Here is an 18403-nt window from a genome sequence, read left to right as displayed (position 1 = left end):
TGGCCCACGATTTTGCCTTATGACCTGGAGATATCCATGAGCAGCGATCTTATCAAACACGTCACCGATGCCACGTTCGAGGCCGAAGTCCTGAAGTCCGAATTGCCCGTGCTGGTCGACTACTGGGCCGAATGGTGCGGCCCATGCAAGATGATCGCGCCAGTGCTGGACGACATCGCCGCCACCTACGATGGCAAGCTGGTCGTCGCCAAGCTGAACATCGACGAAAACCAAGACACGCCGGTCAAGCACGGCGTACGCGGCATCCCGACCCTGATGCTGTTCAAGGGCGGCAACGTTGAAGCGACCAAGGTCGGCGCATTGTCCAAATCGCAGCTCCAGGCCTTCCTCGACGCGAATCTGTGATGCGGTAAAGAGCCCCGGAATCCCGGGGCTTTTCTTTTTAAGTCCCCTAGACGCCGAAAAAAGCAAGTGTTACATTCGGCCTCGCACTGCTTCTTCAGTGCCCCCTGCACGCCGTCGCCGACGCATCCCTAATTCAAATCAGTACGCGATCCTGTCGCCAATCTTGCGGCGCGGCTTCATTAAGCCAGAAGCTTAATTCCCCCCCTTCTTACATGATTACGTCACTCCCTTTATGAATCTGACAGAACTCAAGCAAAAGCCGATTACCGATCTGCTGGAAATGGTCGAGCAGATGGGCATCGAAAACATGGCCCGTTCGCGCAAACAGGACGTGATTTTCGCCCTGTTGAAAAAACACGCGAAAAGCGGCGAAGAGATCTCGGGTGACGGCGTGCTGGAGATTCTCCAGGATGGATTCGGTTTCCTGCGTTCGGCAGACGCGTCCTACCTGGCCGGCCCTGACGACATCTACGTCTCGCCCAGCCAGATTCGCCGCTTCAACTTGCGTACCGGCGACACCATCGTTGGCAAGATCCGCCCGCCGAAGGAAGGTGAACGTTACTTCGCACTCCTGAAGGTCGATACCATCAACTTCGACCGCCCGGAAAATGCCAAGAACAAGATTCTGTTCGAGAACCTGACCCCCCTGTTCGCGAACAAGCGCCTGAAGATGGAAGCTGGCAACGGCTCCACCGAAGACCTGACCGGCCGCGTGATCGACCTCTGCGCACCGATCGGCAAAGGCCAGCGTGGCCTGATCGTTGCGCCGCCCAAGGCCGGCAAGACCATCATGCTGCAGAACATTGCGGCCAACATCTCGCGCAACAACCCTGAGTGCCACCTGATCGTTCTGCTGATCGACGAGCGCCCGGAAGAAGTGACCGAGATGCAGCGCACCGTACGCGGTGAAGTGGTCGCTTCCACCTTCGATGAGCCGCCAACCCGCCACGTGCAGGTTGCCGAAATGGTCATCGAAAAGGCCAAGCGCCTGGTCGAGCACAAGAAAGACGTGGTCATTCTGCTCGACTCCATCACCCGCCTGGCGCGTGCCTACAACACCGTGATTCCAAGCTCCGGCAAGGTACTCACCGGTGGTGTCGACGCCCATGCCCTGGAGAAGCCGAAACGCTTCTTCGGCGCAGCGCGCAACATCGAAGAAGGCGGCTCACTCACCATCATCGCCACCGCGCTGGTCGAAACCGGTTCGAAGATGGATGAAGTGATCTACGAAGAGTTCAAGGGTACCGGCAACATGGAGCTGCCCCTGGACCGTCGTATCGCCGAGAAGCGTGTGTTCCCGGCCATCAACATCAACCGCTCCGGCACCCGCCGCGAAGAGTTGCTGACCGCCGACGACGAGCTGCAGCGCATGTGGATTCTGCGCAAGCTGCTGCACCCGATGGATGAAATCGCCGCCATCGAGTTCCTGATCGACAAGCTCAAGCAGACCAAGACCAACGATGAGTTCTTCCTGTCGATGAAGCGCAAGTAACATCCGCTGTTTGAGAAAAGCGCCCGTAAGGGCGTTTTTTTTGTCCCATATTGTTTGCATCCGGATGGATGTTTGCGCGGTCGATGACTCCGCGCCTCCAGGGAACGCTGCACACCAGGTAAGGTTTTTTCATGCACACGTTTGGCAAACGCCGTGATATCGACGGATTACGGGCGCTGGCGGTTATCCCCGTCGTACTGTTTCATTTTGGATTCGATGCATTCAGCGGCGGTTTCGTCGGGGTGGATGTGTTCTTTGTCATCTCGGGGTTTCTGATCACCTCGATTCTGCTGCGCGACATCAGTGCCGGGCGCTTCAGTTTCGTCGACTTCTGGGCGCGTCGCGCGCGCCGCATCATTCCAGCTTTGAGCGTGGTCATGCTGGCGACCCTGGCAATGGGCTGGCTGTTGCTGACCGCAAAGGATTTCTCTGAGCTGGGTCGAGCCGTGCGGTATCAGTCGCTGTTCATCTCCAACATGCTGTTCATGCGCGAGCACGGCTACTTCGAGCCAGCCTCGGACCTCAAGCCACTGCTGCATACGTGGTCACTGGCTGTCGAAGAGCAGTACTACATCTTCTTTCCGCTGATCATGGTGGTGATGACCCGGTTTTTCAGGCACTGGCGCTGGATGTTGCTGGGCGTGTTACTGGTGTCATTCGGTCTGAACGTCGCCTGCATCGAGCACAAGCCTGCATTCACCTTCTTTTCACTGCCCACCCGTGCCTGGGAACTGCTTTGCGGGGCCATGCTCGCGGTGCTGCCAGCGCCGAGGCAAGGTGTGCGCCCCTGGGTCTATCAGACGGTCGGACTCAGCGGCATGGTGGCGGTCCTCCTGGCCGTGTTCACGTTCGATCGGTCTACGGTGTTCCCTGGGTGGGCGGCCCTGCTGCCGGCTCTGGGCACCACCGCACTGATCTGGTCCGGTGCGCAGGGCCCAGGACCGGCGGCACGGCTGCTGAGCCTGAAACCGCTGGTCTGGGTGGGGTTGCTCTCCTATTCGCTGTACCTGTGGCACTGGCCGGTCTACGTGTACGCCAATACTGTTTCCATCGACGGGATCCAGCCGTTCGAGGCGTTGGGCTGGATGGGGCTGGCACTGGGTCTGGCCTGGCTGAGCCTGCGGTATGTCGAATTGCCGTTCCGAGAAAAACGCCTGCTGGCAGGGCGCACATCCATACTGGCAGGCGGCCTGGTGGTGATCGTCGTGCTGGTGGCCCTCGGTTCGGCGATTCGCTCGGCCGATGGCGTGCCGGGTCGTCTGAGCGGCAAGGCGCTGGAGTACGCGCAGGCCCGGGAGTGGCGAGCCGGGCAGATGAAGTGCATGAGGGTGATGCAGGACAAGTCGATAGACGAAGCTTGCCTGGTCGGCGCAGAGCACGCCAAGCCACCGACCCAGGCGTTTTGGGGTGACAGCCACGCTGCCGCCTTGATGCCGGCCATCGAGCGCAATGCCCATGATGAAGGGCGGTCGGTGTGGCTGTTCAGCATGGGCGGTTGCCCGCCGATTCCGAGCGATGGGTTGCGCCAGCGTTGCAAGGATTTCAATCGGCACACCCTGGACACGGTACTCAGCCTCGGTATCAAGGACGTCGTGCTGGCGGCCAACTGGAGTGTGTACGTATACGGGCGCGAGAACGGCGACAGAAAGCTCCTGCTCGATGCCCGCGACGATACGGCTCAGGCTGAGCAACGCATGGCCGCCGCCATCAAGGCGCGTGTGGCGGCGTTGCGCGAGGCCGGGGTGCAGGTGTGGCTGTTCAAGGAAGTGCCGTTGCAGGGCAAAGGCGTCATCAATCGTCTGACCAGTCTGGCGCGGGTAGGACGTTCGGCCGATGGCCTGGGGCGCCCGCTGCAGGAGCACCTGGCGCGGCAGCGCTTCATCGACAGCGTGTTCGCGTCCCTGAGCGAAGCCGACCCGGGGGTCCACGTCATTGATCCGACACCGATGATGTGCACCGATGGCGTCTGCAACATAGCGATGGAGGGGGCTCTGCAGTACAAGGATGAAGATCACTTGTCCGATGCCGGTGGCGCAAGGCTCAGCCCCTTGTTTGCGCCCATGTTGCTGGATACCCGCCAGCACTGACCGATGCCAGGCTCTGACGGGCTGCTGTTTGCCTGTCGGAGCGGGTAGGATGTACGCCTATTTTCTAACTGGCATGGTCGATGAAATTCAAGGATCTTCGGGATTTCGTGCAGCAGCTTGAGCAGCGCGGAGAGTTGAAACGCATTCAGGTGCCCATCTCGCCGGTGCTTGAGATGACCGAGGTGTGCGATCGCACCCTGCGCGCAAAAGGCCCTGCGTTGCTCTTCGAGAAGCCCACCGGCTTCGATATCCCGGTGCTGGGCAACCTGTTCGGCACGCCCGAGCGGGTCGCCATGGGGATGGGCGCTGAATCGGTGAGTGAACTGCGCGAGATCGGCAAGCTGCTGGCGTTCCTCAAGGAGCCCGAGCCGCCCAAGGGGCTGCGCGACGCCTGGTCCAAACTGCCGATCTTCAAGAAGATCATTGCCATGGCGCCCAAGGTGGTCAAGGACGCGCCCTGCCAGGAGATCGTTCTGCAAGGTGACGACGTCGACCTTGGCAGGCTTCCCGTGCAGCACTGCTGGCCGGGAGACGTCGCGCCGTTGATCACCTGGGGCCTGACGGTCACCAAGGGGCCGAACAAGGAGCGGCAGAACCTGGGTATCTACCGCCAGCAGGTGATCGGCCGCAACAAGGTCATCATGCGCTGGCTGAGCCATCGCGGTGGCGCCCTGGATTATCGTGAGTGGTGCGACAAGCATCCGGGTCAACCTTTCCCCGTGGCCGTGGCCCTGGGCGCCGACCCTGCGACGATCCTGGGTGCGGTCACGCCGGTCCCCGACAGCCTGTCCGAATACGCCTTCGCTGGCCTGCTGCGCGGTAACCGCACCGAGCTGGTGAAGTGCCGCAGCAACGACCTGCAGGTGCCGGCCACCGCCGAGATCATCCTCGAAGGGGTGATCCACCCGGGCGAAATGGCCGATGAGGGGCCATACGGCGACCATACCGGCTACTACAACGAAGTCGACAAGTTTCCGGTCTTCACGGTGCAGCGCATCACTCACCGGATCAAGCCCATCTACCACAGCACCTACACCGGCCGGCCGCCGGATGAGCCGGCGATTCTCGGTGTGGCGCTGAACGAAGTGTTCGTGCCGATCCTGCAGAAGCAGTTCCCGGAGATCGTCGATTTCTACCTGCCGCCGGAAGGTTGCTCTTACCGCATGGCGGTGGTGACCATCAAGAAGCAGTATCCGGGGCACGCCAAGCGCGTGATGCTGGGTGTCTGGTCGTTCTTGCGACAGTTCATGTACACCAAGTTCGTTATCGTCACCGACGACGACATCAACGCCCGCGACTGGAATGATGTCATCTGGGCCATCACCACGCGCATGGACCCCAAGCGTGATACGGTGCTGATCGACAACACCCCGATCGACTACCTTGATTTCGCGTCGCCGGTCTCGGGGCTGGGATCGAAAATGGGCCTGGATGCCACGCACAAGTGGCCGGGCGAAACCACGCGTGAATGGGGGCGGGCCATCGTCAAGGACGAGGCCGTCACCCGACGTATCGATGAGCTGTGGGATCAGTTGGGAATAGAGTGATGCAGGTGACCTTGCAGCCTTCCGGGGCGGTGCTTTCGCTCGAGCCCGGAGAACGGATTCTGGATGCAGCGCGGCGCTTGGGCTATGACTGCCCGAGCAGCTGTCGCAATGGCAATTGCCACGTGTGTGGGGCGTTGCTGGTAGAGGGGCGGGTGCGCCAGGACGGCGAAATTCGTGATCACGGCGAGCTGTTTACCTGTATCGCGCAACCGCTCGAAGACTGCGTGCTGTTGTGGGACGGCGTGTTGGCGCTGGGTGAGCTGCCGGTGCGCAAGCTTGCCTGCACCCTCACCGAGTGTGTCGAGGTTGGCGGCGACGTGTGGCGGGTGCGCTTGCGTGCGCCGGCCGGCAAGGCGCTGCGCTACCACGCTGGCCAGTACCTGATGATCGAACGTGAAGGGGCGAGCAAGGCGGCATTCTCGCTGGCCTCGGCGCCCCATGGCGGTCGCGACCTGGAATTGCACATTCTGGCGCGCGAAGCGGGCGCACGTTTGCTGATCGAGCAGTTGCAGCGTGACCGTCTGGCGCGCATCGAGATGCCTTTTGGCGACGCGCACCTGGCCGAGCTACCTGAGGGACCGCTGGTGTTGATCGCCGCTGGAACCGGCATGGCGCAGATGCACAGTTTGCTCGAACACTGCCGGGCGCAGGACTTCACCTACCCGGTGCACCTGTATTGGGGCGTGCGGCGGCCCGACGATTTCTATGAGATCGAGCATTGGGACGAGTGGGCCCAGCGGCCCAACCTGTTTCTGCACAAGGTCGTCAGCGACGCGTGTGGCTGGGAAGGGCGCTGCGGGCTGCTGCATGCGGCCGTGTGCGAAGACATTGCCGAACTGGCCAACGTGCACGTCTATGCCAGCGGCTCCCCGGCCATGGTCTATGCCACCCTCGATGCGCTGGTCGAGGCGGGCATGGACGCTCACCAGATGCGCGCCGACGTCTTCGCCTACGCCCCTCGAGCCTGACCCGTGCGCACGCGTTTCGTGCCGAGCGCACGAGGCGCGTGTGGCGGAAAGTTCCCACTTTCTGCCGTACGGTGAATCCGCTGCGGCATCACTGGGTTAGAGTTGCAAGCTTCTGTGGTTTATGAGAAGCGATGGCGGCGCATCATGTTGGCAAGCGAACCCGATCGTTGGACAGTGGCTTACCCACCGCGGCTCGATTTCGGCCAGCAACTGACCGAAGAGCAGCTGCACCATTCCATGCGCAGTACCCTGTCGCGTCATACCGGTGGCCCGGTGTGGCTGTTCGCCTACGGCTCACTGATCTGGCGACCCGAGTGCACTGCGCTGGAGCGCCAGCGGGCGCGCGTGCATGGCTATCATCGCGGTCTTTACCTGTGGTCCCACGAGCATCGCGGCACCCCGCAGACCCCGGGCCTGGTGTTCGGTCTGGACCGGGGTGGCTCGTGCAGTGGCTTCGCTTACCGCCTGGACGATGGCGACCTGCAGGATTCGCTGATGGCGCTCTGGCGGCGCGAGATGCCGTACCCGGCCTATCGACCGCACTGGCTCAACTGCCGTCTACACGACGGCAGCAAGGTGCAGGCGCTGGGTTTCGTGCTGGAGCGGCACCTGCCGTGCTATGCCGGCAACCTGCCTGACACCCTGCTGGGTGAAATCCTTGCCTGCGCCAAGGGCCGCTTCGGCACTACCCGCGATTACGTCGAGCAGACCCTGCAAGCGCTGCGCACGTACCAGATGCCGGACCGCAACCTGGAGGCACGCTTCAAGCGCTGCCATAGCCTGCGCCAGGTCTGATCCCCGGCGGCTGCGCGCCGCGCCACCTGGCTGGGCTCGGCCATGGTTTGGATGCCGGCGTGGTCGCGGGTTCAACGATGGTGCAGGTTTTTTGCAGGGCAGGCGCCTTCAGCGCGCTCTTTGTTTGCCGGACGTGGCCGATAGGGAGAGAAGGGCGCTTGCTCGTTTGCCAATCGTGGCGGCCCCCGATGGCGTTGCATCAGTCCAGGCTTGGGTTTGCCCAAGGGGCTGGGTAAGCTGCCCGCAATCTTTGTTGAGGAGCTGAGTCGTGAAAGCGTGGATCTTGATGGTGCTGGCCCTGACGTTGCCCCTGGCAGCGTTGGCCGAAGAAGAAGCCAAGGAAGGTGAAGCCAAGGTGTCGTATTACAGCCTGGCGCCACCGTTCGTCGGCAACTATGCCCTGGACGGCAGCCCCAAGCTGCACGTCTACAAGGCTGACGTGGCCTTGCGCGTTACCGGCGCCGAGGCGGCTGCAGCCGTGAAGCTGCACGAACCGCTGATTCGCAATCAGCTGGTGGCGCTGTTTACGCAGCAGACCGTCGACAGCATGAGCAATGTCGAATCCAAGGAGCATCTGCGCCAAGAGGCCTTGAAACAGGTCCAGCAGGTACTTGAGGCCGAAGAGGGTAAGCCGGTCGTTGAGGACTTGCTGTTCAACAACCTGATCGTCCAGTAACCACTTGCACCCTGTGGACGCCCTCAGCTCGCCAGCGCCATGATGGCCGCCCACTGTTCATCGCTCACGGGCATCACTGACAGCCGGCTGCCCTTTTGCACCAGCGCCAGTTCCGTCAGCGCGCTTTGCTGCTTCAGCAGCCCCAGGCTCACGACGCGGCGAAAAGTCCGTACGTGGGCCACATCCACGGCGCTCCAGGGGTTGTTCTCAGGGCTGGCCTTGGGGTCATGGTATGGGCTGTCAGCCTCCAGCGCCGTGGGGTCGGGGTAGGCAGCGGCGGTAATCTGCGCAATGCCGGCAATGCCAGGTGCCGGGCAGCTGGAGTGGTAGAAAAAGAAGGTGTCGCCTATGCTCATGGCCCGCATGAAGTTACGCGCCTGGTAGTTGCGAACGCCATCCCAACGGGCCTGGCCCAATCGGTTCAGCGTCTCGATCGAGAGCTCTTCGGGCTCGGACTTCATCAGCCAATGGGCCATGGCAACTGCTCCGGACAATAACGGTGGAAAACTGTTTGATGAAACCGACCGCCGGTCGATAACAGTGTTTGCCTGGCGGCTCGGGTTAGCGGAAAATGCGCCCGATTTTAAAGCTAGCTGCCCTGTCGACGCCTCGCGCGATAGGGTAATTCTGTTTGCCTGGGGGGCAATCAATGAACAAACGCAAACTGGATCTGCTCTGGATCCTGGTCTTTATCTTCGGCCTTGGTGTAGTGACGACCGGTTATGCGCAAAGTCTGCTGGAGCGCAAGCTCGATGCCGCCTACCAGACGCCTGTAGCGCAGGTTCAGTCGCCCCGTTGAGCCGGGTCGCCGGCCTGTTCGGCAGCGGCCAGGTACCACGCGCTGTCAGAGACAGTGCCCTGTAGCTGCACATCCCAGCTGGCCTGCTTGAGCCGCTCGACCTTCTGGCATTCATGCGCCACGCCCAGCAATAGCGGTTTCTTCCACGTTTTGCGCCGCGACTGGTACGCCAGGCTGCGGTCATAGAAACCGCCCCCCATTCCCAGTCGGCCCCCCGATTCATCGAACCCCACCAGCGGCAGCAGGATCAGGTCCAGCGCCCAGATGGCGCGCTGCCGTTTGCGGTTGACCACAGGCTCGGCAATGCCGAAACGGTTGGGCCGCAACCGCTCGCCCTGCTCGAAGCGCTGAAACACCATGCGCGTGCGCGGCCAGGCATGCAGAACCGGTAGGTAGGTGCGCTTGCCGCGGCGCTGGGCTTCACGCAGCAGCCACTGCGGATCGATCTCGCCGTCATTGGGCAAGTACAAGGCAATGTGTCGGGCGCGGCGGAACAGTGGGTGCTGGGCCAGCTGGCGGTACAGGCCGCGGGCGGCATCGCGCTGCTGCGCAGGCGTCAGCGCACGGCGGGCATTGCGCAGCAGGCGACGAAGCTGGGGGCGGGTGAGCGGCGCGGTGTCGGTCATGGCACGGGCGGTCTCGAGGGTGCTGGCCGCCGTGGGCGGCCCAGACGAAACGCCCGCCAGAGAAGGCGGGCGAAGGAATTCAGGCTCCCCGATAAGACCGCTATCGGTGTAGCCCTTGAACCCGAAAGTTCAAGGTGGAGATCACAGGAGGCGTTAAGGCTTTCCGTCGAGCGGACATGCACACCTGCCTCACGTGCAACCCCCGTGGTTAAGCGTATCGGCTCAGGGACATAACCGACTGGCGCATCCATCAGGGAGTGGCGCCAGTATACCTACCTCAGTCGATTTTGGTACCCGTGTCGTCGGACAACGCCTGATCGACACGATCGAGCAAATTGCGTACCTGCTCGCGCGTTGCGCCTGCCGGGGCAGCATCCGGGGTTTCCTGCCGATGTAGCAATTCGTGGGTAATGTTCAGTGCGGCCATGACCGCGATGCGGTCGGCGCCGATCACTTTGCCGCTGCTGCGGATCTCGCGCATCTTGCCGTCCAGGTAACGCGCCGCGCCCACCAGGTTGCTGCGCTCTTCCGGGGGGCAAATGATGGAGTAATCCTTGTCGAGGATCTGCACGGTGACACTGTTGGGTGAACTCATGAGTCTTGCTCCAGGGCCTTGAGGCGCACGATCATCGATTCGACCTTGCGCTTGGCGATCTCGTTCTTTTCGATGAGGTGGGTGCGCTCCTCACGCCAGGATTTTTCCTGCGCCATTAGGAGTGCATTTCGCCGTTTTAGTTGCTCGACCCGCTCGATCAGTACTTCGAACCGGCTCATCAGCGCTTGCAGGTCGTTCTCTTGAGTGGGTTGCACTCGCTTCACTCCATGGTTGAGTCGCCCAGCGATCATGTCTCGTGGCCTGCCGGACCGGCGTGCCGATGGTCTTGGCGCGTCTGCCGGTGCTAGGATACAAGGCTTCCATTCTAGACATCGCGCCGTCTGGCGCCTAGTTGCCCATGCCCAATACCAATTCGCCTTATACCGCCTTCGCCAGCCTGCTTTCGAGCAACGGCCATCCTGTTTCCCCGGCCGAGCTGCACGGCCTGCTGCTGGGGCGCTGCTGCGCCAACGCCGGCTTCGAGCCCCAAGCCTGGCTGGCAGACGCCGCCCAACTGCTCGAAACCGAGCCTGCAGAGGCTGTGCGCAACGCCCTGCTCGGCCTGCAGGAAATGGTCAAGGGGGAGCTGACTGGCGAAGACATCGCCATTGTCCTGCTCCTGCCCACCGACGATGCTCCGCTGCTCGAGCGCGCCGTCGCGCTCGGTCAATGGTGCCAGGGCTTCATCGCGGGCTTCGGGCAGAATTCCGGTGGCCTGGACCTGAGCACCGATGCCAAGGAAGTGCTGCAGGATCTGGTCGCGATCTCCCAGGTGCAAGAAGCGCTGGAAGAGTCCGAAGACGGCGAGAGCGATTACATGGAGGTCATGGAGTACCTGCGCGTGGCGCCACTGCTGCTGTTCACCGAGCTGGCCAAGCCGGCCGCCCCTGAGCCCAAGCCTTCGTTGCACTGATCAATTGCGGGGGTCGTTTTGCCCATGAGCCACATACCCAAGGCCGAATACGCCCGTCGGCGCAAGGCGCTGATGGCGCAGATGGTCCCCAACAGCATCGCCATCCTGCCTGCCGCTGCGCTTGCCATCCGCAACCGCGATGTCGAGCATGTCTATCGTCAGGACAGCGATTTTCAGTACCTCAGCGGCTTTCCCGAGCCCGAGGCAGTCATTGCCCTGATCCCCGGGCGTGAACACGGCGAGTACGTGCTGTTCTGCCGCGAGCGCAACCCCGAGCGCGAGCAATGGGACGGCCTGCGTGCCGGCCAGGAAGGCGCGGTGCGCGTGCACGGCGCCGATGACGCATTCCCGATCAACGACATCGACGAAATCCTGCCGGGGCTGATCGAAGGCCGCGAGCGGGTCTACAGCGCCATGGGCAGCAACCCTGAGTTCGATCGTCGGCTGATGGACTGGATCAACGTCATCCGCTCCAAGGCGCGCCTGGGCGCGCAGCCGCCGAACGAGTTCGTTGCCCTGGATCATCTGCTGCACGACATGCGTCTGTATAAATCGGCCGCGGAAGTGAAGGTGATGCGCCTGGCCGCGCAGATATCTGCCGGCGCCCACATCCGCGCCATGCAGGCCTGCCGCGCAGGCTTGCGTGAATACAGCCTGGAAGCCGAGCTGGACTACGCGTTCCGCCGTGGCGGGGCGAAGATGCCGGCCTATGGCTCCATCGTCGCCGCGGGCCGCAACGGCTGCATCCTGCACTATCAGGAAAACGACGCGCTGCTCAAGGACGGGGAACTGGTGCTGATCGACGCCGGCTGCGAAATCGACTGCTATGCCAGCGACATCACCCGTACCTTCCCGGTCAGCGGGCGCTTCTCGCCGGAACAGAAAGCGATCTACGAGCTGGTGCTCAAGGCCCAGCACGCAGCCTTCGCCGAAATCGCCCCCGGCAAGCACTGGAACCACGCCCACGAAGCGACGGTGCGTGTCATCACCGCAGGCCTGGTCGAACTGGGCCTGCTCAAGGGCGAGGTACAGGCCTTGATCGACAGCGAGGCGTACCGCGCCTTCTACATGCACCGCGCCGGCCACTGGCTGGGCATGGACGTGCATGACGTCGGCGACTACAAGGTCGGCGGCCAGTGGCGTGTGCTGGAACCGGGCATGGCGCTGACGGTCGAGCCGGGTATCTACATCGCTGCCGACAACCTCAACGTGGCGAAGAAATGGCGCGGCATCGGTGTGCGTATCGAAGACGATGTGGTGGTCACCCGCAGCGGCTGCGAAATCCTCAGCACTGGTGTGCCTAAAACTGTGGCCGAGATCGAAGCCTTGATGGCCGATGCCCGTGGGGAGGCCGCATGAAGCGTGTCAACCTGGCGATCATCGGCGGCGGCCTGGTCGGCGCCAGCCTGGCGCTGGCGTTGCAGGCCGGCGCCAAGGCGCGCGGCTGGAGCATCCTGCTGATCGAGCCTTTCGCACCCGGCGACAGCTTCCAGCCCAGCTACGACGCGCGCTCATCGGCGTTGTCTTACGGTACGCAGCAGATCTATCAGCACTTGGGCCTGTGGGCGCAGATCGACACCCGCGCCGAGCCCATCCGGCAGATCCAGGTGTCGGACCGTGGCCGCTTCGGCTCGACCCGCCTCGATGCGCAGGAAGAGGGCGTTCCGGCCCTGGGTTTTGTAGTGGAAAACGCCTGGCTCGGCCAGTGCCTGTGGCAGGCGCTAGACCCTGAGGTGGTGAGCTGGCGGTGCCCGGCCGAGGTCACTGCGCTGCACGCCATCGAGCAGGGTTATCGACTGCGCCTGGACGATGACACCTCCCTGGACTGCGACCTCGCCGTCCTGGCTGACGGTGGCCGTTCCGGCTTGCGTGAGCAACTGGGCATTCACGTGCGCACTCGCCCTTATGAGCAAAGCGCGCTGATCGCCAACGTCTCGCCCGGTCAGGGCCATGCCGGCCAGGCCTTTGAACGCTTCACCGACCAAGGCCCCATGGCTTTGCTGCCATTGCCCGACAACCGCTGCGCGCTGGTCTGGACCCGTCAGGGAATGGACGCCAGGCGCCTTGCCGACCTCGACGAGCGCGCGTTCCTGCGCCAATTGCAGGCAGCTTTCGGTTATCGCCTGGGCGCCTTCACCCAGGTCGGCGCGCGGCACCTGTATCCTCTGTCGCTGATCGAAGCGCAAGAGCAAGTCCGCCCGCACCTGGTGGTGCTGGGCAATGCCGCGCACAGCCTGCACCCGATTGCCGGGCAGGGCTTCAACCTGTCGCTGCGCGACGTCCAGGCCCTGGCCGACGCGTTGCTTGCCGGGCCTGCAGTGCCCGGCGACCTGCCCACCTTGCAGGGCTACCTGCAACGCCAACGTCTCGACCAGACCCTGACCGTGGGCTTCTCCGACCAGGTCACCCGCCTGTTCGGCAGCACCCGCGGCGCATTGGCCACCGCGCGCAACCTCGGCTTGCTCGGGCTCGACCTGCTGCCACCGGCAAAAAGCTGGTTTGCCCGTCAGGCCATGGGGCTGGGCACGCGGCCTGAGCCGCGGGGCGGGGTATGAGCGATCCGCGCAAGCGTGCGCGGCGTGCGCGGATGCTGCGCTGGCTGCTGAATTTTTACCCGCCTTATCTGGGCGCAGGCGTGCGCGTGCTGTCGATCAGCCCGGACCTGCGGCGTATCAAGGTGCGCATGAAGCTGACGTTGTGGAACCGTAACTACGTGGGCACGCAGTTTGGCGGCAGCCTGTACTCGATGGTCGACCCGTTCTACATGCTGCTGCTGATCGAGCAGTTGGGCAGTGAATACATCGTCTGGGACAAAGCCGCCAGCATCGACTTCATCGCGCCTGGCAAAGGCACGGTGTACGCCGACTTCGAGGTCGATGACGCCTTGCTCGACGACATCCGCCAACAGACCGCCGGGGGCAAGAAATGCCTGCCCAGGCTTCAGGTCGACATCCGCGACGAGGCCGGGGAACTGGTCGCGCGGGTCGACAAAACTCTCTACGTGCGGCTCAAGCCGCAAACAAGGCAGGCGTAAAGCATGGAAACCCGCGCAGATCTGGTGATTGTCGGCGCCGGCATGGTTGGCAGCGCCCTGGCGCTGGCGCTGCGCCACAGCGGTTTGCAGGTGCTCTTGCTCGATGGCGGCCCGTTGACGGTCGAGCCGTTCGCGGCCTCGGCGCCGTTCGAGCCACGGGTGAGTGCCCTGTCGGCGGCCAGCCAGCGCATCCTCGAGCGCCTGGGCGCCTGGGAGGGTATCGCTGCAAGGCGTGTGTCGCCCTATTCGGACATGCACGTATGGGACGGCACGGGCACCGGCGAAATCCATTTCTCCGCCGCCAGCGTGCATGCCCATGTGCTCGGCCACATCGTGGAAAACCGTGTGGTGCAGGATGGCCTCATCGAGCGCCTGCAAGACAGCGACATCGGCCTGTTGCCAGGTGCGCGCCTGGAGCACTTGCGCCGCTCCGGCGATGACTGGCTGCTGACCCTGGCCGATGGCCAACGTCTGCGCACCCCCTTGGTGGTGGCTGCCGACGGCGCGCATTCCGCTGTCCGCCGGCTGACCGGCAGTGAAACCCGCGAGTGGGACTACCTGCACCACGCCATCGTCACCAGCGTGCGCTGCAGCCAGGGGCATCGGCGCACGGCCTGGCAGCGCTTTACCGACCAGGGGCCGTTGGCGTTCCTCCCCCTGGAACGCGACGGCGCGCAAGACTGGTGCTCGATCGTCTGGTCGATCACCCCGGCAGAAGCCGAGCGCGTCATGGCCCTGGACGATGCGCGCTTCTGCCAGGCGCTTGAGCACGCCTTCGAGGGGCGTCTGGGTAGTGTGCTGGACGCTGACCCGCGCGTTTGCGTGCCGCTGCGCCAACGTCACGCCAAACGTTATGTGGCCGAAGGCCTGGCGCTGATTGGCGATGCTGCGCACACCATCCACCCGTTGGCCGGGCAAGGGGTCAACCTGGGCTTTCTGGATGCAGCGGTGCTGGCCGAAGAACTGCTGCACGCCTGTGAGCGCGGCGAGCGCTTGGCCGACCTCAAAGTGTTGAGCCGCTACGAGCGCCGGCGCATGCCGCACAATCTGGCCTTGATGGCGGCTATGGAAGGCTTCGAGCGGTTGTTCCAGAACGATCGGCTGACGCTGCGCTGGTTACGCAATACCGGTTTGAAGCTGGTCGAGCAGTTGCCGGATGCCAAGGCGCTGTTCGTGCGTCAGGCGCTTGGCCTGACCGGCGACCTGCCGGCGTTGGCCCGGGCCTGACCAAGGCGCGCAGCCTGTGCTGCGCCTCGGCAACATCCGGTAACGGCTCGACGGGTGAGCCGGCAAATAAGAACCACTACCCTTTGCGCCTCTCATGTCCCGAGGAGCGCTTTCCATGTTGTCACGCAAGCCTGTCTGGGCCGTCCTGGCCCTCTCCCTGTTCGGCGGTACTGCCCAGGCCGCGGACGAGGTGGTGGTGTATTCCTCGCGCATCGACGAGCTGATCAAGCCGGTCTTCGATGCCTACACGGCCAAGACCGGGGTCAAGGTGAAATTCATCACCGACAAGGAAGCGCCCCTGATGCAACGCATCAAGGCCGAGGGCCAGAACGCTGTGGCCGACCTGCTGCTCACGGTCGACGCCGGCAACCTCTGGCAGGCCGAGCAGATGGGCATCCTGCAACCGATCAAGTCCAGCGTCATCGACCAGAACATCCCTGCGCAATACCGCGCCTCATCCCACGACTGGACCGGCCTGAGCCTGCGCGCGCGGACCATCGTCTATGCCACCGAGCGGGTCCAGCCCGAGGAGCTCAGCACCTACGAGGCGCTGGCCGATGAACAATGGGAAGGGCGCCTCTGCCTGCGTACGGCGAAGAAGGTCTACAACCAGTCGCTGACCGCCACGCTGATCGAGAACCATGGCGAAGCCAAAACCGAAGAGATCGTCAAAGGTTGGGTCGACAACCTCTCCACCGACGTGTTCTCGGACGACAACGCGGTGCTTCAGGCCATCGCCGCCGGGCAATGCGATGTCGGTGTGGTCAACACTTACTACTTCGGGCGCATGCACAAGGCTGATCCGAAACTGCCACTCAAGCTGTTCTGGCCCAATCAGGGTGACCGCGGCGTGCACGTCAACCTGTCCGGCATCGGCCTGACCCAGCATGCTCCGCATCCGGAAGCGGCCACCCGCCTGGTGGAATGGATGACCGGTGAAGAGGCGCAGAAGCTGTTCGCCGACCTCAACCAGGAATTCCCGGCCAACCCCAAGGTGAAACCGTCCGACGAGGTTGCGGCCTGGGGTAGCTTCAAGGCCGACAGCATCCCGGTCGAGGTGGCCGGCAAGCGTCAGGCCGAAGCGATCCGGCTGATGGACCGCGCGGGCTGGAACTGAGCCGAGGGCCGGATGTGCCTCAGTCGAGACGTCCCTGCATGCACGAACTCGCCCAGCCGAGGCGTCTCGACGCAAGCACCTGTCGCAAGACACCGCCAGGTCTCATGGCATAGGTCTGCGACCGCGGCCCTGTAGGCGCGAGCTTGCTCGCGAAGGGCGGCACCGCCGCCCGCCATTTAGACAACACCAATGCCCAGCAGGTAAAGCGTGGCGGCCAGCGGACCGGCTTTGCCGGTCATCGCGAGCGGGCTCGCTCCGACAAGGGGTGAGGACCGCAAAATACCTGAAGCCAACGCGGTCCTGTAGAAGCGGCCGTTCCGGCGTTCCGGTCAGTCGCGAAGCCGGCCTGGTACAAGCAGCACAGATTCAACGACACGCCCCTGGCTGCGTGAACAACAGCCCACACGATACCGAGAGCCCTGCTGTGTCACATGCCCCACAACGCCGCTGGTACTTCCCTGTCGGCCTCTGCGCCGCCCTGGTGCTGCTGCCGCTGAGCGTACTGGCTTTGTCATGGCAGAGCATCGACCTGCAGATCTGGTCGCACCTGCTCGACACCCAGATGGGTCGCCTGCTGGGCAACACACTGACGCTGGTGCTGGGCGTGGGCGCGGGTGTGCTGATCTTGGGCGTTAGCCTGGCCTGGCTGACCAGCCTCTGCGAATTCCCCGGGCGGCGCTGGCTGGATTGGGCATTGATGCTGCCCTTCGCCATTCCAGCCTATGTTCTGGCGTTCGTCTTTGTCGGCCTGCTGGACTTCGCCGGCCCCGTGCAAAGTGCGCTGCGTGAGGCGTTCGGACCCATGCGGCTGCCGCGGGTGCGCTCCACCGGCGGGGTGATCATCGTGCTGGTGCTGGTGTTCTACCCCTACGTCTACCTGCTCGCACGCAGCGCGTTTCTGGCGCAGGGGCGGGGCCTGATGGAGGCTGCGCGCGTGCTCGGGCTGTCGCCGCTGCAGGCGTTCTGGCGGGTGGCGCTGCCCATGGCGCGGCCGGCAATCGGCGCGGGCATTGCCCTGGCCCTGATGGAAACCCTGGCGGATTTCGGCGCGGTAGCGGTGTTCAACTTCGACACCTTCACCACGGCGATCTACAAGACCTGGTACGGCTTCTTCAGCCTGTCCAGCGCGGCGCAGCTGGCCAGTTTGCTGCTGCTGTTCGTCATGCTCGTCCTGTATGGCGAGCGCCGTGCGCGGGGCGCTGCGCGCACGGGTAACGAGCGGGCACGGACGCAGCCGTTGTATCGGTTGCAGGGGATCAAGGCGCTGGCCGCCACGACCTGGTGCCTGACGGTGTTCGCCTGCGCCTTTGTGATCCCGCTGCTGCAGCTGCTGGCCTGGTTCTGGCAGCGCGGCCGGCACGACCTGGACGAGCGTTACCTGGGTTTGGTCCTGCACACACTGTCACTCGGCGGGGCGGCTGCGCTGATCACGGTCAGCGTGGCGTTGTGCCTGGCCTTCGCCCGGCGCCAGGCGCCCACCTCGCTGATCCGCAGCGGCGTGGGGCTGGCCAATCTGGGCTACGCCTTGCCGGGCTCGGTGCTGGCCGTGTCGCTGATGCTTGCCTTCAGCTACCTCGATAATCGCTTGGTCATCCCGCTGTCGCAGTGGCTGGGCGGCGCCGGCAAGCCGCTGTTGCTGGGTAGCCTGTGGGCTTTGCTGCTGGCCTATCTGGTGCGTTTCATGGCGGTGGCCTACGGCCCGCTGGAAAGCACGCTGGAACGTATTCGGCCCTCGTTGCCCGAGGCCTCGCGCAGCTTGGGGGTGGGCGGCGCAGGACTGTTCATCAGGGTGTATATGCCGTTGCTGGTGCCCGGTACCTTGAGCGCGGCGCTGCTGGTGTTCGTCGATGTGATCAAGGAAATGCCGGCAACGCTGCTGATGCGTCCGTTCGGCTGGGACACCCTGGCGGTGCGGGTTTTCGAGATGACCAGCGAAGGCGAGTGGGCGCGAGCCTCGCTCCCGGCGCTGACGCTGGTGCTGGTCGGCCTGGTGCCGGTGATCGGTTTGATCCGACGTTCCGCGCGGGGGCCAGGGGCAACCCGCTGAGGGTGCCAGCCTGCCCCCATGCGGCTACAATGCGCGGCATTCGCAGCGGCGCGTCCTACAAAAGTGGGTAACGATTCAACGTCACCACGCGCCGTTGCCTCGCCACGCCCGGAA

General features: G+C 63.8%; 19 protein-coding genes and 1 other RNA gene. 15 read left to right on the top strand and 5 right to left on the bottom strand.

Annotated features, from left to right (window positions below; genetic code table 11):
- The first annotated feature begins 36 nt into the window (after positions 1-36).
- From trxA to SJI00_RS09510, 7 genes are all read left to right on the top strand, one after another.
- A complete protein-coding gene (gene trxA / locus SJI00_RS09540) occupies positions 37-366 on the top strand; it encodes a thioredoxin TrxA (RefSeq protein ID WP_322461483.1) in 330 nt (109 codons plus the stop codon).
- Between the two features lie 232 nt (positions 367-598).
- The gene (gene rho / locus SJI00_RS09535) at positions 599-1858 is read left to right on the top strand and encodes a transcription termination factor Rho (RefSeq protein ID WP_312935261.1); all 1260 of its coding nucleotides are present in this window, start codon (positions 599-601) and stop codon (positions 1856-1858) included.
- A 131-nt stretch (positions 1859-1989) separates the two neighbouring features.
- Positions 1990-3945 (top strand): acyltransferase family protein, encoded by a 1956-nt coding sequence (locus SJI00_RS09530; RefSeq protein WP_322461482.1) that lies wholly within the window; start codon positions 1990-1992, stop codon positions 3943-3945.
- An 80-nt stretch (positions 3946-4025) separates the two neighbouring features.
- Positions 4026-5492 (top strand): 4-hydroxy-3-polyprenylbenzoate decarboxylase, encoded by a 1467-nt coding sequence (gene ubiD / locus SJI00_RS09525; RefSeq protein ID WP_322461481.1) that lies wholly within the window; start codon positions 4026-4028, stop codon positions 5490-5492.
- Positions 5492-6460: a CDP-6-deoxy-delta-3,4-glucoseen reductase gene (locus SJI00_RS09520; protein ID WP_322461480.1), complete on the top strand. Its 969-nt coding sequence runs from the start codon at positions 5492-5494 to the stop codon at positions 6458-6460. Before ubiD ends, SJI00_RS09520 begins: the two co-directional genes overlap by 1 nt.
- Before the next feature lie 144 nt (positions 6461-6604).
- Positions 6605-7255, top strand: a complete 651-nt coding sequence (locus SJI00_RS09515) for a gamma-glutamylcyclotransferase (RefSeq protein WP_322461479.1) — start codon at positions 6605-6607, stop codon at positions 7253-7255.
- 268 nt (positions 7256-7523) lie between these two features.
- Positions 7524-7931, top strand: coding sequence for a flagellar basal body-associated protein FliL (locus SJI00_RS09510; RefSeq protein ID WP_322461478.1), 408 nt, complete (start codon positions 7524-7526; stop codon positions 7929-7931).
- A 23-nt stretch (positions 7932-7954) separates the two neighbouring features.
- Here the strand turns inward: SJI00_RS09510 and SJI00_RS09505 are convergent, their stop codons facing one another.
- The gene (locus SJI00_RS09505) at positions 7955-8407 is read right to left on the bottom strand and encodes an EVE domain-containing protein (protein WP_322461477.1); all 453 of its coding nucleotides are present in this window, start codon (positions 8405-8407) and stop codon (positions 7955-7957) included.
- Positions 8408-8580: 173 nt separating this feature from the next.
- Here SJI00_RS09505 and SJI00_RS09500 point away from each other — a divergent pair, with 173 nt between their 5' ends.
- A complete protein-coding gene (locus SJI00_RS09500) occupies positions 8581-8730 on the top strand; it encodes a hypothetical protein (RefSeq protein ID WP_322461476.1) in 150 nt (49 codons plus the stop codon).
- Here SJI00_RS09500 and SJI00_RS09495 read toward each other — a convergent pair.
- From SJI00_RS09495 to SJI00_RS09480, 4 genes are all read right to left on the bottom strand, one after another.
- Positions 8715-9356, bottom strand: a complete 642-nt coding sequence (locus SJI00_RS09495; protein ID WP_322461475.1) for a 5-formyltetrahydrofolate cyclo-ligase — start codon at positions 9354-9356, stop codon at positions 8715-8717. The genes SJI00_RS09500 and SJI00_RS09495 overlap by 16 nt on opposite strands.
- An 81-nt stretch (positions 9357-9437) precedes the next feature.
- Positions 9438-9616: non-coding RNA, 6S RNA (gene ssrS, locus SJI00_RS09490), on the bottom strand.
- Positions 9617-9633: 17 nt separating this feature from the next.
- Positions 9634-9951: a cell division protein ZapA gene (locus tag SJI00_RS09485; RefSeq protein ID WP_312935274.1), complete on the bottom strand. Its 318-nt coding sequence runs from the start codon at positions 9949-9951 to the stop codon at positions 9634-9636.
- A complete protein-coding gene (locus SJI00_RS09480) occupies positions 9948-10202 on the bottom strand; it encodes a TIGR02449 family protein (protein WP_322461474.1) in 255 nt (84 codons plus the stop codon). Before SJI00_RS09480 ends, SJI00_RS09485 begins: the two co-directional genes overlap by 4 nt.
- 107 nt (positions 10203-10309) lie before the next feature.
- On the opposite strand from SJI00_RS09480, the gene SJI00_RS09475 reads away from it, so the two are divergent.
- The 7 genes from SJI00_RS09475 to SJI00_RS09445 all read left to right on the top strand — a co-directional run bounded on the left by SJI00_RS09475 (position 10310) and on the right by SJI00_RS09445 (position 18289).
- Positions 10310-10864: a YecA/YgfB family protein gene (locus SJI00_RS09475; protein ID WP_322461473.1), complete on the top strand. Its 555-nt coding sequence runs from the start codon at positions 10310-10312 to the stop codon at positions 10862-10864.
- A 24-nt stretch (positions 10865-10888) separates the two neighbouring features.
- Positions 10889-12223 carry a Xaa-Pro aminopeptidase gene (gene pepP / locus SJI00_RS09470; protein ID WP_322461472.1) on the top strand — a complete coding sequence of 445 codons (1335 nt, stop codon included), beginning with the start codon at positions 10889-10891 and terminating at the stop codon, positions 12221-12223.
- Positions 12220-13419, top strand: coding sequence for a 2-octaprenyl-6-methoxyphenyl hydroxylase (gene ubiH / locus SJI00_RS09465; protein ID WP_322461471.1), 1200 nt, complete (start codon positions 12220-12222; stop codon positions 13417-13419). The genes pepP and ubiH overlap by 4 nt, the downstream gene beginning before the upstream one ends.
- Complete coding sequence (locus SJI00_RS09460; RefSeq protein ID WP_322461470.1) at positions 13416-13898, top strand: DUF4442 domain-containing protein; 483 nt, start codon at positions 13416-13418, stop codon at positions 13896-13898. Before ubiH ends, SJI00_RS09460 begins: the two co-directional genes overlap by 4 nt.
- Before the next feature lie 3 nt (positions 13899-13901).
- Positions 13902-15125, top strand: coding sequence for a 2-octaprenyl-3-methyl-6-methoxy-1,4-benzoquinol hydroxylase (locus SJI00_RS09455; RefSeq protein WP_322461469.1), 1224 nt, complete (start codon positions 13902-13904; stop codon positions 15123-15125).
- Between the two features lie 115 nt (positions 15126-15240).
- The gene (locus SJI00_RS09450; RefSeq protein ID WP_322461468.1) at positions 15241-16242 is read left to right on the top strand and encodes an extracellular solute-binding protein; all 1002 of its coding nucleotides are present in this window, start codon (positions 15241-15243) and stop codon (positions 16240-16242) included.
- 424 nt (positions 16243-16666) lie between these two features.
- Positions 16667-18289: an ABC transporter permease gene (locus SJI00_RS09445; protein ID WP_322461467.1), complete on the top strand. Its 1623-nt coding sequence runs from the start codon at positions 16667-16669 to the stop codon at positions 18287-18289.
- The last annotated feature ends 114 nt before the right edge of the window (positions 18290-18403 follow it).

Source organism: Pseudomonas gebzensis (genome assembly GCF_034427815.1).
In the GTDB taxonomy this organism is placed as follows: domain Bacteria; phylum Pseudomonadota; class Gammaproteobacteria; order Pseudomonadales; family Pseudomonadaceae; genus Aquipseudomonas.
Note: the sequence above shows the minus strand (reverse complement) of the source record. Positions and strands in the feature narration are given on the sequence as shown.

Excerpts from the sequence above, each read along its gene's own strand:
- rho (WP_312935261.1), top strand. The coding sequence starts at position 599 with ATGAATCTGACAGAACTCAAGCAAAAGCCGATTACCGATCTGCTGGAA.
- SJI00_RS09515 (WP_322461479.1), top strand. The coding sequence starts at position 6,605 with ATGTTGGCAAGCGAACCCGATCGTTGGACAGTGGCTTACCCACCGCGG.
- SJI00_RS09530 (WP_322461482.1), top strand. The coding sequence starts at position 1,990 with ATGCACACGTTTGGCAAACGCCGTGATATCGACGGATTACGGGCGCTG.
- SJI00_RS09450 (WP_322461468.1), top strand. The coding sequence starts at position 15,241 with ATGTTGTCACGCAAGCCTGTCTGGGCCGTCCTGGCCCTCTCCCTGTTC.
- ubiH (WP_322461471.1), top strand. The coding sequence starts at position 12,220 with ATGAAGCGTGTCAACCTGGCGATCATCGGCGGCGGCCTGGTCGGCGCC.
- trxA (WP_322461483.1), top strand. The coding sequence starts at position 37 with ATGAGCAGCGATCTTATCAAACACGTCACCGATGCCACGTTCGAGGCC.
- SJI00_RS09485 (WP_312935274.1), bottom strand. The coding sequence starts at position 9,951 with ATGAGTTCACCCAACAGTGTCACCGTGCAGATCCTCGACAAGGATTAC.
- ubiD (WP_322461481.1), top strand. The coding sequence starts at position 4,026 with ATGAAATTCAAGGATCTTCGGGATTTCGTGCAGCAGCTTGAGCAGCGC.
- SJI00_RS09500 (WP_322461476.1), top strand. The coding sequence starts at position 8,581 with ATGAACAAACGCAAACTGGATCTGCTCTGGATCCTGGTCTTTATCTTC.
- SJI00_RS09460 (WP_322461470.1), top strand. The coding sequence starts at position 13,416 with ATGAGCGATCCGCGCAAGCGTGCGCGGCGTGCGCGGATGCTGCGCTGG.
- SJI00_RS09475 (WP_322461473.1), top strand. The coding sequence starts at position 10,310 with ATGCCCAATACCAATTCGCCTTATACCGCCTTCGCCAGCCTGCTTTCG.
- SJI00_RS09495 (WP_322461475.1), bottom strand. The coding sequence starts at position 9,356 with ATGACCGACACCGCGCCGCTCACCCGCCCCCAGCTTCGTCGCCTGCTG.
- SJI00_RS09520 (WP_322461480.1), top strand. The coding sequence starts at position 5,492 with ATGCAGGTGACCTTGCAGCCTTCCGGGGCGGTGCTTTCGCTCGAGCCC.
- SJI00_RS09505 (WP_322461477.1), bottom strand. The coding sequence starts at position 8,407 with ATGGCCCATTGGCTGATGAAGTCCGAGCCCGAAGAGCTCTCGATCGAG.
- pepP (WP_322461472.1), top strand. The coding sequence starts at position 10,889 with ATGAGCCACATACCCAAGGCCGAATACGCCCGTCGGCGCAAGGCGCTG.
- SJI00_RS09455 (WP_322461469.1), top strand. The coding sequence starts at position 13,902 with ATGGAAACCCGCGCAGATCTGGTGATTGTCGGCGCCGGCATGGTTGGC.
- SJI00_RS09480 (WP_322461474.1), bottom strand. The coding sequence starts at position 10,202 with ATGATCGCTGGGCGACTCAACCATGGAGTGAAGCGAGTGCAACCCACT.